Raw genomic sequence first — 13,922 nt, forward strand, 5'->3', positions numbered from 1 at the left:
ACGCAAAATGGTTTAGGTCTTGAAGTTAATCTTCAGACCTAAACCTTTGTATTATTGAAGTGTTAAGCTTATTTAAGCTCAACCTCTGCTCCTGCTTCTTCTAAAGATGCTTTTAATGCTTCAGCTTCGTCTTTTGAAACTCCTTCTTTAATTGGGCTTGGTGCCTCATCAACTAAACCTTTAGCTTCTTTTAAGCCTAGTCCAGTTAATTCTTTTACTAATTTAACAACTGCTAATTTAGATGCTCCAGCTGCTTTTAATATTACATCAAATTCAGTTTGAGCTTCAGCAGCGTCATCTCCACCACCAGCAGCAGGTCCAGCAGCAACTGCAACTGCAGCAGCAGCAGGCTCGATACCATACTCATCTTTTAATATAGTAGCTAACTCGTTTACTTCTTTTACTGTTAAGTTAACTAATTGTTCTGCGAAATCTTTTAAATCTGCCATTTTCTATCGTTTTTAATAAATTTTAAATTTTAATATAATTGTAATAAAGTGCGTACTATTTAATACTATCCTTCTTTTTCAGATAGTGTTTTTATAATTCCAGCTAACTTTCCTCCACTTGATTGAAGTGCAGAAATAACATTCTTAGCAGGCGATTGTAATAATGTAACAATCTCTCCTAATAACTCTTCTTTAGACTTGATATCAACTAACATGTCTAATAAGTTATCTCCAATATAAACTGATTCCTCAATAAACGCTCCTTTTAATAAAGGCTTGTCTGATTTTTTACGGAATGTCTTTATTAATTTAGCTGGCACATTTCCTGTTTCAGAATACATCACTGACGTATTTCCTTTTAAAACAGTTGAAAGATCTCCGAAATCTCTATCTGAAGCTTCCATTGCTTTTTCAAGTAATGTGTTTTTAACTACTGCTAACTTTACGTTTGCTTTAAAACAAGCGCGACGTAAATTTGAGGTTGTTCCTGCATTTAATCCTGAAATATCTGTTAAATAAATATTTGCATTGTTAGTTAATTCTGCAGTTAACGCCTCAATTACTTGTGATTTTTCTTCTCTTGTCATAATAAAAGTATTTAACTAATTAACCAACTTTAGGATCAACAGCAACACTAGGACTCATAGTACTTGAAAGGAAAATACTTTTTACATAAGTACCTTTTGCAGTTGTTGGTTTAAGTTTTATTAATGTTTGAATTAATTCATGTGCATTACCTGCAATTTTATCAGCACTAAATGATGCTTTTCCTATAGCAGCGTGTACAATACCAGTTTTATCAACTTTAAAGTCAATTTTACCAGCTTTAACTTCTGTTACAGCTTTAGCAACATCCATGGTTACTGTGCCTGTTTTTGGGTTTGGCATTAAACCACGAGGACCTAATACACGTCCTAAAGGACCTAATTTACCCATCACACTTGGCATCGTAATAATTACGTCTACGTCTGTCCAACCATTCTTGATTTTCTCAAGATATTCGTCTAAACCTACATAATCTGCTCCAGCTTCTTTAGCTTCTGCTTCTTTATCTGGAGTAACCAATGCTAATACTTTCATATCTTTACCAGTACCGTGAGGAAGTGATACTACACCCCTTACCATCTGGTTAGCTTTACGTGGATCAACTCCTAAACGCACAGCTATATCTACAGAAGCATCAAATTTAGTATTAGTAATTTCTTTTACTAATGCTGATGCTTCATCAAGAGAGTAAACTCTCCCTTTTTCTATTTTCGCTAAAGCCTCTTTTTGCTTTTTTGTTAATCTTGCCATTTTCTAATGTCTTTAATAGATTAATTAGGGAATTGCCCTGTTACGGTTATACCCATTGATCTTGCTGTACCAGCAACCATTTTCATAGCCGATTCAATAGTAAATGCGTTTAAATCTACCATTTTGTCTTCTGCAATAGTTTTAATCTGATCCCAAGATACTTTAGCTACTTTTTTTCGGTTTGGTTCACCTGAACCTTTTTTAAGTTTGGCCGCTTCTAATAATTGTACTGCAGCTGGAGGAGTCTTGATTACAAAATCAAATGATTTGTCTTTGTAAACAGAGATAACAACTGGTAAAACTTTACCAGGCTTATCTTGAGTTCTCGCATTAAATTGCTTACAGAACTCCATAATGTTAACTCCAGCAGCACCTAAAGCGGGTCCAACCGGTGGCGATGGATTCGCAGCACCTCCCCGAACTTGTAACTTAACTACTTTACCTAATTCTTTTGCCATTTTTAATAATTTAGTTTGACACGCTTTTTATTTGGAAGCAAAAACCGCATCGTTCTTTATAGTGTAACAATTATTATACTTTTTCAACTTGCATATAACTTAACTCTAATGGTGTTTTTCTTCCAAAAATTTTAACCATCACTTCAAGTTTACGCTTTTCTTCATTTATCTTTTCAATAGTTCCGTCAAATCCATTAAAAGGACCATCAATAACTTTAACTGTTTCGCCTTTAGTAAACGGTATTGCGACATTTACATCTGCATCAACAGATAATTCATCAACCTTACCTAACATTCTATTCACTTCTGATTGTCTTAACGGAACTGGATCACCACCTTTTGTTTCTCCTAAAAAACCAATAACATTAGTTACAGATCTAATAATATGAGGAACTTCTCCAGTTAAATTGGCTTGAATCATTATATATCCAGGAAAAAAAACTTTTTCTTTATGTATTTTTTTTCCATTTCTTATTTGAACAACTCGTTCAGTAGGAACTAACACTTGATCAACAAAGTCCTGAAGACCTAGACGAGCAATTTCATTCTCGATATAAGTCTTAATTTTATTTTCTTGACCACTTACCGCTCTAACTACATACCATTTTTTTCCACTCACTACTTCAGACATAGAATTTTTCTTTTACTTATTAGTTAATCAATTGAAAGTAAAACCCTATCACTTTTCCGAATACGGTATCAACGCCCCAAATTGCCAAAGAAAACACAATAGAAAAAACCGCTACTAAAACAGTTAAACTTTGAGCCTCTGCCCATGGTGTCCAACTTACATTGTTTTTAAGCTCTCCAAATGATTCCTTTATATAATTTACAATTCCAGCCATTATATTATCTTTATTAGATTTAGAATTCAATTTTATTTATGAATAAAACTTTCATCTCGTATTTTGTCCTTTGAAACAATTATTTATATTTCAAAAGTTATTTATTTTTACAAGCACGGGTTGAGAGACTCGAACTCCCGACACCTGGTTTTGGAGACCAGTGCTCTACCAACTGAGCTAAACCCGTAAATATAAGTCAAGGCATCCCATAAAAACGGAATACCTTAACTTATTATTTAATATACTGTATTAGTCTAAAATCTCAGTTACCTGACCTGCACCTACAGTTCTACCACCTTCACGAATTGCGAAACGTAGACCTATATTCATTGCAATTGGTTGAATTAACTCAACAGTAATAGTTAAGTTATCTCCAGGCATAACCATTTCAACTCCATCAGGAAGTGCAATATTTCCAGTTACATCAGTTGTACGAACATAGAACTGTGGACGGTAGTTATTGTGGAATGGTGTGTGACGACCACCTTCTTCTTTTTTCAAGATATAAACCTCAGCTTTAAATTTAGCGTGTGGAGTTACAGAACCTGGTTTACAAATTACCATACCTCTTGAGATTTGAGTTTTCTCAATACCTCTTAATAAAATACCTGCATTATCTCCAGCTTCACCTCTATCAAGAATTTGACGGAACATTTCAATACCAGTAATAGTAGATGTTAATTTACCAGCGCCCATACCAATAATTTCAACAGGATCTCCTGTTTTAGCAATACCAGTTTCAATACGACCAGTTGCAACAGTTCCACGACCTGTAATTGAGAATACATCTTCAATAGGCATTAAGAACGGTTTATCAATATCACGCTCTGGTAATTCAATCCAGCTATCCACAGCATCCATAAGCTCCATTACTGTATCTACCCATTTTTGTTCACCATTAAGAGCACCTAAAGCAGACCCCGCAATAACAGGACCATTATCTCCATCATATTCATAGAATGATAATAAATCTCTAATTTCCATTTCAACAAGCTCTAATAACTCTTCATCATCAACCATATCCACTTTATTCATGAATACAACTATACGAGGAATTCCTACTTGACGACCTAATAAGATGTGCTCACGAGTTTGCGGCATAGGACCATCAGTTGCAGCAACTACTAAAATTGCTCCATCCATTTGAGCAGCACCCGTTACCATGTTCTTTACGTAATCCGCGTGACCTGGACAGTCAACGTGTGCATAGTGACGATTTGCAGTTGAATACTCAACGTGAGATGTGTTAATTGTAATACCTCTTTCTTTTTCTTCAGGAGCGTTATCGATTGAATCGAAACTTCTCATTTCAGACAATCCTGCATTAGCTAATACGGTAGTAATAGCAGCAGTTAAAGTTGTTTTACCGTGATCTACGTGTCCAATTGTACCTATATTTAAGTGTGGTTTTGAACGATCAAAATTTGCCTTTGCCATGTTTAAATTTATTTAATCTTAGTTATTATATAATATTAGTGTGTACGTTTTAACTTTGATAGAGCCAATGACGGGAATTGAACCCGTGACCTCTTCCTTACCAAGGAAACGCTCTACCCCTGAGCTACACCGGCCTTAAAAAAGAGCGGGAGACCGGGTTCGAACCGGCGACATTCAGCTTGGAAGGCTGACGCTCTACCAACTGAGCTACTCCCGCAATTATTTTTAAATCCTTTGTTTAGTAGTGGGGAGAGCAGGATTCGAACCTGCGAAGGTGAAACCAACAGATTTACAGTCTGTCCTCGTTGGCCGCTTGAGTATCTCCCCATTAAAAAAACTATTCACTCTATTTAAAGAACTTGAGCCGATAGAGGGACTCGAACCCACGACCTGCTGATTACAAATCAGCTGCTCTAGCCAGCTGAGCTACATCGGCTTTTTTTGCCTTTTTTTACGCCAAAAATTCAGCATAAAAAAGTCCGCTATTTCTAACGGACTGCAAATGTATAGATTTATTTTTTTAATCAAAACATTTTTTAATAAATTTTATTACAAATATGCTCTTAATTTTTCTTTTCGCTTTTTTAACTGTCTCTCAAGTGATGAAATCGCCATATCTGCACCTTCTTCAAAGGTCTTACATTGTTTCTTTACAACAAAACTATCTCCTGGTACACTTACTCTTGCTTCAAAAATTTTATTTTCTTTGTCACTAGTGTTTTCAACTTTTAGATAAACATCTGATTGGATGACTTTATCATAAAATAAATCCAACTTATCCATGCGTTTTTGAACAAAATCAATCAACTTGTGATCGGCTGTGAAATTTACTGATTGCATGTTAACTTTCATACTTTTTATTTTTTGGTTAGACAATAAACATGTTTTGCTATTTTTTACTCCTTGGATGTGCATTTAAATGCACCTTTTTTAATTCTGCAATACTATTATGTGTATAAACTTGTGTTGCAGCTAAACTTGAATGTCCTAAAAGTTCTTTAACAGCATTTAAATCTGCACCTTGATTGAGTAAATGTGTTGCGAAAGAATGCCTTAATATATGTGGGCTTCTTTTTACTTTTGAAGATGCTATACTAAAATAATCATTAATTATTCTGTACACAAATGTTTCATATATTTTAACTCCTTTTTGTGTTAAAAATAACATTTCATCGTCTTTAATATAGGCCAACTCATTTCTTACTTTTAAATATTTTATTAATGTATCAAGCACAGGTTTTATTAACGGAACTATGCGTTCTTTATTTCTTTTACCTAACACCTTTAACGTTTTATTATCAAAATTAATACTGTTACATTTTAGCTCAACCAATTCTATACGCCGTATTCCTGTTGAATAAAATAATTCAATAATCAATTTATTGCGAATACCTTCAAAGGAATCTTCAAAGTGTAATTCATCTAAAACCATAGAGACTTCTTTTTCTGAAAAAGGAATCTGAATTTTTTTGCTTGTTTTTAAGGCACGATGTTTTGCTAATGGATTGAGCTTAATATCTTCTACTTTTAAAAGAAATTTAAAATAGGTGTTTAATGCTGATATTTTTCTGTTAATACTTCGGTTTGAAATATTCTTGTCAACCAAAGAAACAATCCAGTTTCTAATTTGTGGATAATTAACTTTTTTAATGGAATCAGAATCATATTCAGATTTTATAAACTCTTTGAAGGTTTTCAAATCATTTTCATAAGCATTCACTGTTAGCTTTGAATAGTTCTTTTCTAACAATAGATAATCTGTAAAAGATTTGAAAGACATATTAATATTCGTTTAAAGCTTAAAGTTAAAAGTTAAAAGTTAATAGAACAACTTTTAACAAACTATATTATGCTTCTTGGTTTGGATATTTAGAGTAAAAAACAACGTTACAATTATAAAGCTATTGAATCAATTTGTTAAAACTAATAAGCCCTAAACAAAAAAATCCCGCTTAAAGCGGGATTTTAATTTTATGTAAGAACAGATTAAATATCTTCTGCATCTCTTAATCCTTGAATGTATTGAGCTTTCTGAATTTGTGCTCTACGTTCTACAGATGGTTTTGTAAATTGTTTACGAGCTTGTAACTGACGTTTAGTTCCAGTCTTGTCAAACTTTCTTTTAAAACGCTTTAGCGCTCTATCTATATTTTCTCCTTCTTTAATTGGTATTATTAACATAGTGTCTTAACCTCCTCTCTTTTAGAATTTCAGGCTGCAAATATAAATACATTTCTGGAATTACAATTTACAATTCTGAATTTTTTCAAAAAAATTATGCCTTAGGTTTATATTCCTTTTTATCTATAATAATTTTAGCCAATATTTCTCTTAATATTTCTGATGTTCCGCCACCAATAGGCCCTAATCTGCTATCGCGTAATAATCTTGCCATTGGATAGTCTTCCATATATCCATATCCTCCCATAAACTGAAGACATTGATATATAACTTCATCAGCCATTTTGGTTGATTTTAGTTTAGACATGGTTGCCTCTTTAACTACATATTCACCTTTATTCAATCTGTAAGTCACCGAGTAATTAAATGCTTTACACATTTCCATCTCGGTATATAAATCTGCAATTGAGTGCCTCAGCGCCTGAAATTTATCGATAGTTCTGCCAAAGGCTTCTCGTTGCGACATATATTCTAACACATACTCAAGTGCAAACTCAGCTCTAGCATGCGCATTTACCCCCATAATAAGACGTTCTAATGCAAAGTGTTGCATTATATATCCAAACCCTTCGTCTTCACTTCCTAATAAGTTACTCGCTGGAATCTTTACATTGTCAAAAGCAATTTCACCTGTATCAGATGCATTCCATCCCAATTTATTTAATTTAGAAGCAGAAACACCTTCAGAATCCCTATCTATAACAAAGATACTGATACCTTTATTACCCAACTCCGGACTAGTTTTAGCAGTAACAATTAAATAGTCGCTATAAACCCCATTGGTAATAAACGTTTTTGAACCATTAAGAATGTAATAATCACCTTGTTTAACGGCTGTACTTCGCATGCCTGCTACATCGCTTCCTCCAAAAGGCTCCGTAATACATAAACAACCTATTTTATCACCTGTAATACTTGGCGCTAAATATCGTTTTTTTATATCATCATTCCCTTCTATATTAAGATGTGTCATTGCTAAATAAACATGTGCCCAAATAGCTGCTGCAAATCCTCCTGAATTAATTTTTTGAAGTTCTTCTAAAAATATTACTGCATAAAAGAGGTCTAAATTTAGTCCGCCATACGCTTCGGGATATGAGATTCCCAAAAAACCCATATCGCCAAATTTCTTCCAAATAAATTTCTCAATTGCACCTTCTTTTTCCCATTTGTCAATGTGTGGAACTACTTCTTTTTTTAAAAAATCTTGAATACTTTCTCTAAAAAGTTTATGTTCTTCTGTGAAGTACATATTGTTCATGTTAGCTATTTTTTTTAAATGAGCGACAAATATAATTTAATTATCTCTATTTTATTTATTGGGAAGCCTTTAACTTTTGTTAATTCGTCTAATGATTTGTAACCTTCTCTTAAGTGTCGCTCTTCAATAATATTGTAAGCCAAATTATAATCTATATGCTGAATTGTTACAAGCTGATCTACAGTAGCTGTATTTAAATTAATCTTTTGAATTTGTCTTGGCGTTTTCACCGTAAATTCCTCGGTGATATTTGCTATAACTTCTGGTGTTAATCCATTTACATCTTGCAGTTGAACATCGGCAATAAAACCACCTATAAACTTATTTCGAAATTGAATTATCTTTTTAGAATAATAGTCTCCAATACCATTAATTTGTTGAAGTTGTTTAGCTGTTGCTGTATTTAAATCCTGTTTTTCAGCAAACGTTTTTGGTTTATCACTATAGGTAGAGTTTTTATTTGGTTTTGGATTGGTAACCCATTCAGGAAATTTAAAATAAGGAGAAATCTGATGTAATAAAGAATCTGAAACCTTTGTGACTTCTTGAAATTGTTTTATGGAATTAATCCAGTTTCCTTGATTTCTAAAAGCGAGTAATCTATCAATTTCTTCATTACGCATCCCTAAAGTATAGCCTTTATAGTCGGTGATGTAATTTGGGTTGAATGGATATATTTTTGGAGCCCGCTTCTCAATCTCATCAGCCCGTAAAGAATCCATTTCATTCTGAAATTTAGCGAGTTCTTCTTGATTTATTCGAATTTCTGGTTGAGAATTATCTACATAAAAATAGACACTTTGTAAGGCAATGATTATTAGAATTAATAAAAAAATCCCATAACGTTGACTTTTAGAAAACTTGAAATGAGATGTTTTAAAATTAAATGCCACTATTTTTTATCTTTCTACGTCATCATTTTCGGTGTAAGAATCAGGTTCAGATTTAGGTGGAGTTGTTAAAACCTTATAGAAAAAGTATCCCATAAAAGAAATAACAGTTCCTTGTGCTCCTATTAACATTATTAAAGCTTCAGTATTCATAACGTTGCCCTCCCTTCTTTAACTCGTTTATTATACGCTAAATATACCAATAAAGATATAAATATAAATAATGATAACAATAAAACTCTGGCCATGTTTATATAAAACATTCTGTCGTCTAGACTTTGAATAATTTGAGGGTCTGTAGCTGCTGCAATTTGATCTTTTAACCCAGATTGAGAGATTGTTTTGATAATAGATGTATTTGATAAACTCCAGCCATTACCAGAAAAAAGGCTTTTTAAATTACCAGACCAATCATTGTTAAGTGGCGAGAACAAAGCTCCTAAAAACACAATTATGAGCATTAGCGGTGTAACAAATTTAATAATAAATTTATAAATATTAGGCACCTTAATATCAGCGCCATCGGTGATTTCCTTCCATCCTTTTTTCATCCCAAAAATCCATGAAAACAATATAGTTTCCAACATTGCGAATACAACCAAACTAACAGTACCAGCCCAATAATCATATTCGTCAAATACACCCTGTTGATAAAAAAAGACGGTTGGTAACCCCATTACTAAAGCTAGCGCTCCAAAAGTCCATGCCCCTTTGTTATTATTCCAACCAAATTCATCTCTCATAAAACCTATCCACGGAGTACCCATAGCTAAGGAACTTGTAATGCCAGCAAAAAACAACAAACCAAACCACATAAATCCACCAACAGCAGCCAAAACTGGCCCCCATTGTTCAAATAAATACGGCATGGTTTGAAATGCCATACCAAAACTTGCATTGTTTAAAACCCAATCTAACCCTAAATATCCAGCGGCTATTGGGATTACTATGGCACTACCTAAAACAACTTCTACAAATTCATTCATAAATCCAGCAGAAATGGCATTTAAGGCGATATCATCTTTACTTTTTAAATAGGCTGCGTAACAATGGACGGTTCCCATACCTACTGATAGTGTGAAAAATATTTGACCTGCTGCCGCCATCCACACTTTTAAATCCAATAAGGAACTGTATTGTGGAGTCCATAAAAAGTTTAATCCATCCCATGCATTCGCATTTGGAAACAAGTCTGATGCACCGCTTGTTCCAAGTGTATAGCCTCGTATTGCTAAAAGTATTCCAAATAAAATTAAAAGTGGCATTCCTATTTTAGCTACTTTCTCTATACCCTTTAAGCCTTTTGATAAAATAGACACATTAATTATTAGACAAACAATATAAAATAAAACGGCTTCATAAGGTATCCCCGTTGTACTATGTGAAATATCTATATAGGAATTAAAAAAACCTGCTACCTCACTTTGGCTCATCCCTATAAAAGTTCCTTTTAAAGAATGATACACATAAGACATCGTCCACGATTCAATATAGGTATAATAGGCCACTACGGCTATATTAGTAAAAATACCAAAAACACCAATATATTTTAAAACCCTACCTTTCACCATAGAATCCAAAATATAAGGTGTACTATGATTACCAAATTTTCCTCCAAATCTTCCAGAGGACCATTCAATAAATAATAACGGAATTCCCATTAACAGAAAACAAACTAAATAAGGAATTATAAAGGCGCCACCTCCATTTTGAACAGCTTGAACAGGAAACCGTAAAAAGTTACCCAAGCCAACAGCATTCCCTGCCATTGCTAAAATGAGACCTATACGAGAGCCCCAAGCATCATTTTTATTTGACATATACCACTAAATAAGTATAATTAAAAAGCGAATATCGTTAAAAAAATAACATGTTTACCAAAAAATATTTCAGATCATAAAAAAAATCCCATTTTATTGATTTCTAAAAAATCTTAAAATGAGATTTTAATTTATATAACAATAATTTTATTGCACTTCTTGCACAGTGGTGTCTTCTTCAGAAACTGTAGCATCCATGTTACCTATTTTTATAGCATTAAGATATTTCTTTAACTCCTTATTTACTTTTGGAGATAAGATTACCAATCCAATAATATTAGGGAACACCATAGCAAAAATCATAGCATCAGAAAAACCAATTACAGCCTCTAAACTTGAGGATGCCCCAACAATTAAAAAGACCAAAAATAATAGTTTGTAAACCGTATCAGATACTTTACCTTTTCCAAATAAAAACTTCCAAGCTTGTAAGCCATAATACGACCATGAAATCATAGTAGATACAGCAAATAGAACTACAGCAACTGCAAGCACTACAGAAAAATGAGGAATGGCGGAATCAAAAGCTACAGATGTTAAATCAACACCTCCAATTGGTTGATTAGTCCCATTAAGAATTACATTACTGGCCGCATCTAAATTACCGTAAGTAAACAACTTATGTTTAGCGTTAGTAATAATGATTACGATAGCGGTCATTGAGCAAATAACAACTGTATCTACAAAAGGCCCTAACAATGCTGTTAAACCTTCACTGGCAGGGTATCTTGTTTTTACTGCTGAATGTGCTATAGAAGCCGACCCAACTCCTGCTTCGTTTGAAAAAGCTGCTCTTTGAAAACCAACTATCAAAACACCAACAACACCACCAAAAGCAGCATTAGGCTTAATAGCTCCTTCCCAAATTTCACCTAAGGCAAACGGAATCATATCATAATTAATACCTAAAATAACAAATCCTGCAAGCACATAAACAATAGCCATAAAAGGGACAACTCTTTCGGTTACTTTTCCAATTCTTCTGATACCACCTATAATAACGAGACCAACAATAAATGCTAATATTATTCCTATATACAAACCAGCATTAGGACTTGTTAAATCTGCTAAATCTATTAATTGTGAAGCAGCTTGGTTTGATTGAAACATATTACCGCCACCAAATGATCCACCTATACACATAATAGCAAAAAATACTGCTAAAACTTTACCAAACCCTTTCATTCCTAATTCACCCAATCCGGTAGTTAAATAGTACATAGGACCTCCATAAGTTTTACCTAGTTCATCAACCTCTCTGTATTTTACACCCAAGGTACATTCTACAAATTTTGAGGCCATTCCTAAAATTCCAGCTAAAATCATCCAAATGGTAGCTCCTGGACCTCCAATGGCAATAGCTACCGCTACTCCCGCTATGTTACCTAGTCCTACTGTTGCAGACAATGATGCAGTTAAAGCCTGAAAATGGGTCACCTCACCAGGAACTTCTCCTTCAATTTTTACAGCTCCTACTATTTCACCATCTTCTACCTCTATTTCCTCACCTCCAGGTACGTGATGATCTAAATGATCATATTTACCCATTGCTGTGCGGATACAAATTTTTATATATCTAAAATTAACACCTTTAAAATAGACTGTAAAGAAAAAAGCTCCTAGTAAAAGAAGAATGATTACAATTGGCACATCTTTTCCAGCTATTTGAACTGGATAAAATATTAGATCGACAATTGGCTTGGTGTATTTTGCAAAAGCATCATTTATAGATTCGCCTAAACTTTTTTCTTGTGCAAAGGTTAATATTGGAAAAATTACAGTGCATATGGTAAGAAGAAATTTCTTCATAGTTAATTTTTAAAAATTTTTATTGATTATTATTTTTAACAGTAATGAATGCGTTTTTTGCTTCTTTTTTTGAACAATTCGCATTAAAAAGTAGCAAGATGCTAAAAAAAAATGGCTTTTTAAAACATCTCTTGTTAAAATGAGTATTTTAATTAATCGATATTATACTCTGAATTTAAATCCTCAATTTGTTCTGGTCTGCCTAAAACAATGATTTTAGAATTTGGCACCAGTCTTAGATCTGCCTCAGGATTTACAATATATTCACCGTTCTCATCTTTGTAACCAATTACGGTACAGCCAGTTTTTCTTCTTAAATCTAAATCTTTAATAGTTTTAACTTCGTTGGTGTTATATAATTTTTCAACAGCTATTTCTTCAATATTTATATTAGATTTTCCAACAATAGATAAATTATCAAGGAACTCCATTAAACCAGGAACAACTACTAATGATGCCATGTGGTCTCCTCCTATTTTATCTGGTAGGATGACATTGTTTGCTCCCGCAAATTTTAATTTTTCGTACGAAGATTCTTGAGAGGCTCGACTAATAATATTAATATTTTTATTCATTTGTCTTGCTGATAAGACTACAAATAAATTATCGGCATCACTTGGTAAAGCAGAAATAAAACATGAGGCTCTATCTACTCCAGCTTCTAAAAGAATTTCATCTTCATTAGCATTTCCAATAACATAAGGAACCTGATCCATCTCAAGTCTATCAATAACATCTCTGTTTTTTTCAATAATCACAAAGGATCTATTATGAGCTGCTAACTTTCTTGCTGCTTGTTTACCATTTCTTCCGTAGCCACAAATAATAACATGATTTTTAAAATTATTAATCAACTTTTGCATCTTTTTTTGTTTTAATTCTTCAATATTATTTTTGCTTAAAATATATTCTGTAATGGTAGATAAGGCGTAACCAACAACAATTAAACTTATCAAAATTAAAAATATAGTAAATATCTTGGCATTTTGATCGAGCGGTATTACCTCTCCAAAACCAACTGTAGTAATGGTAATGACCGTCATATAAATAGCGTCAATCCATGTATAATGTGAAATTACTCTAAATCCTAATACACCAAATATTAGTACAACCAATAATAGAAATATGGCTATATATATTTTTTTTTTGAAAAAGATTAAAAGTGGATTCATAAATCAAATACAGATGATCGTTTTGTGTACAATAAATCTTTGATATGCATCCAAAATGCAATAAATAAATACAATGCAAAACCAAAACCAACCGTCACAAAGGTTAAATACATAAATGTTATACGAACAACTTTTGCCCTAATACCTAATCTGTCTGCTATGCGCTGACACACATAATATCCCCGCTTTTGAAAATACAATAAGGCTTTGTAAAAAATATTCATATGTCAATTTATTGTATAAATTATAAGATGTAATTCACCGATACTAATATTAGCACAAACTTACACGTTATTTATTTGAT

General features: G+C 33.0%; 17 protein-coding genes and 5 tRNA genes. All 22 read right to left on the reverse strand.

What is annotated here, in order from left to right:
- Positions 1–68 precede the first annotated feature (68 nt).
- The 22 genes from rplL to G5V56_RS13225 all read right to left on the reverse strand — a co-directional run bounded on the left by rplL (position 69) and on the right by G5V56_RS13225 (position 13,842).
- Entirely contained in the window at positions 69–449 is a 381-nt protein-coding gene (rplL, locus tag G5V56_RS13120; RefSeq protein ID WP_166965733.1) for a 50S ribosomal protein L7/L12, read from the reverse strand.
- 65 nt (positions 450–514) lie between these two features.
- Complete coding sequence (gene rplJ, locus G5V56_RS13125; RefSeq protein ID WP_166965735.1) at positions 515–1,036, reverse strand: 50S ribosomal protein L10; 522 nt, start codon at positions 1,034–1,036, stop codon at positions 515–517.
- A gap of 19 nt (positions 1,037–1,055) precedes the next feature.
- Positions 1,056–1,745 carry a 50S ribosomal protein L1 gene (gene rplA, locus G5V56_RS13130; protein WP_166965737.1) on the reverse strand — a complete coding sequence of 230 codons (690 nt, stop codon included), beginning with the start codon at positions 1,743–1,745 and terminating at the stop codon, positions 1,056–1,058.
- Positions 1,746–1,765: 20 nt separating this feature from the next.
- Positions 1,766–2,203 (reverse strand): 50S ribosomal protein L11, encoded by a 438-nt coding sequence (rplK, locus tag G5V56_RS13135; RefSeq protein WP_166965739.1) that lies wholly within the window; start codon positions 2,201–2,203, stop codon positions 1,766–1,768.
- 73 nt (positions 2,204–2,276) lie between these two features.
- Positions 2,277–2,834: a transcription termination/antitermination protein NusG gene (nusG, locus tag G5V56_RS13140; RefSeq protein ID WP_166965741.1), complete on the reverse strand. Its 558-nt coding sequence runs from the start codon at positions 2,832–2,834 to the stop codon at positions 2,277–2,279.
- Between the two features lie 19 nt (positions 2,835–2,853).
- Positions 2,854–3,048 carry a preprotein translocase subunit SecE gene (gene secE, locus G5V56_RS13145; protein WP_166965743.1) on the reverse strand — a complete coding sequence of 65 codons (195 nt, stop codon included), beginning with the start codon at positions 3,046–3,048 and terminating at the stop codon, positions 2,854–2,856.
- A 114-nt stretch (positions 3,049–3,162) separates the two neighbouring features.
- Positions 3,163–3,235, reverse strand: a tRNA-Trp gene (locus G5V56_RS13150).
- Between the two features lie 62 nt (positions 3,236–3,297).
- The gene (tuf, locus tag G5V56_RS13155) at positions 3,298–4,485 is read right to left on the reverse strand and encodes an elongation factor Tu (protein ID WP_166965745.1); all 1,188 of its coding nucleotides are present in this window, start codon (positions 4,483–4,485) and stop codon (positions 3,298–3,300) included.
- Between the two features lie 62 nt (positions 4,486–4,547).
- Positions 4,548–4,619, reverse strand: a tRNA-Thr gene (locus G5V56_RS13160).
- A gap of 10 nt (positions 4,620–4,629) precedes the next feature.
- Positions 4,630–4,702: transfer RNA gene (locus tag G5V56_RS13165), tRNA-Gly, on the reverse strand.
- Between the two features lie 28 nt (positions 4,703–4,730).
- Positions 4,731–4,812 (reverse strand) — tRNA-Tyr (locus tag G5V56_RS13170).
- Between the two features lie 35 nt (positions 4,813–4,847).
- Positions 4,848–4,921, reverse strand: a tRNA-Thr gene (locus G5V56_RS13175).
- Positions 4,922–5,034: 113 nt separating this feature from the next.
- Positions 5,035–5,337: a ribosome hibernation-promoting factor, HPF/YfiA family gene (gene hpf, locus G5V56_RS13180; protein ID WP_166965747.1), complete on the reverse strand. Its 303-nt coding sequence runs from the start codon at positions 5,335–5,337 to the stop codon at positions 5,035–5,037.
- 37 nt (positions 5,338–5,374) lie between these two features.
- Entirely contained in the window at positions 5,375–6,265 is an 891-nt protein-coding gene (locus tag G5V56_RS13185; protein ID WP_166965749.1) for a tyrosine-type recombinase/integrase, read from the reverse strand.
- Positions 6,266–6,471: 206 nt separating this feature from the next.
- Positions 6,472–6,666: a 30S ribosomal protein S21 gene (rpsU, locus tag G5V56_RS13190; protein ID WP_117176144.1), complete on the reverse strand. Its 195-nt coding sequence runs from the start codon at positions 6,664–6,666 to the stop codon at positions 6,472–6,474.
- 94 nt (positions 6,667–6,760) lie between these two features.
- The gene (locus G5V56_RS13195) at positions 6,761–7,927 is read right to left on the reverse strand and encodes an acyl-CoA dehydrogenase family protein (protein ID WP_166965751.1); all 1,167 of its coding nucleotides are present in this window, start codon (positions 7,925–7,927) and stop codon (positions 6,761–6,763) included.
- Positions 7,928–7,941: 14 nt separating this feature from the next.
- Complete coding sequence (locus tag G5V56_RS13200) at positions 7,942–8,820, reverse strand: ComEA family DNA-binding protein (RefSeq protein WP_166965753.1); 879 nt, start codon at positions 8,818–8,820, stop codon at positions 7,942–7,944.
- A 6-nt stretch (positions 8,821–8,826) separates the two neighbouring features.
- The gene (locus G5V56_RS13205; RefSeq protein ID WP_166965755.1) at positions 8,827–8,970 is read right to left on the reverse strand and encodes a hypothetical protein; all 144 of its coding nucleotides are present in this window, start codon (positions 8,968–8,970) and stop codon (positions 8,827–8,829) included.
- Positions 8,967–10,637 (reverse strand): SLC5/6 family protein, encoded by a 1,671-nt coding sequence (locus G5V56_RS13210; protein ID WP_166965757.1) that lies wholly within the window; start codon positions 10,635–10,637, stop codon positions 8,967–8,969. The genes G5V56_RS13205 and G5V56_RS13210 overlap by 4 nt, the downstream gene beginning before the upstream one ends.
- Before the next feature lie 147 nt (positions 10,638–10,784).
- Positions 10,785–12,446 (reverse strand): alanine/glycine:cation symporter family protein, encoded by a 1,662-nt coding sequence (locus G5V56_RS13215; RefSeq protein ID WP_166965759.1) that lies wholly within the window; start codon positions 12,444–12,446, stop codon positions 10,785–10,787.
- A gap of 152 nt (positions 12,447–12,598) precedes the next feature.
- Positions 12,599–13,618, reverse strand: coding sequence for a potassium channel family protein (locus tag G5V56_RS13220; protein ID WP_166965761.1), 1,020 nt, complete (start codon positions 13,616–13,618; stop codon positions 12,599–12,601).
- A complete protein-coding gene (locus G5V56_RS13225; RefSeq protein WP_166965763.1) occupies positions 13,615–13,842 on the reverse strand; it encodes a PspC domain-containing protein in 228 nt (75 codons plus the stop codon). The genes G5V56_RS13220 and G5V56_RS13225 overlap by 4 nt, the downstream gene beginning before the upstream one ends.
- Between the last annotated feature and the right edge of the window lie 80 nt (positions 13,843–13,922).

This window comes from Yeosuana marina, assembly GCF_011762485.1.
Classification (GTDB): domain Bacteria; phylum Bacteroidota; class Bacteroidia; order Flavobacteriales; family Flavobacteriaceae; genus Yeosuana; species Yeosuana marina.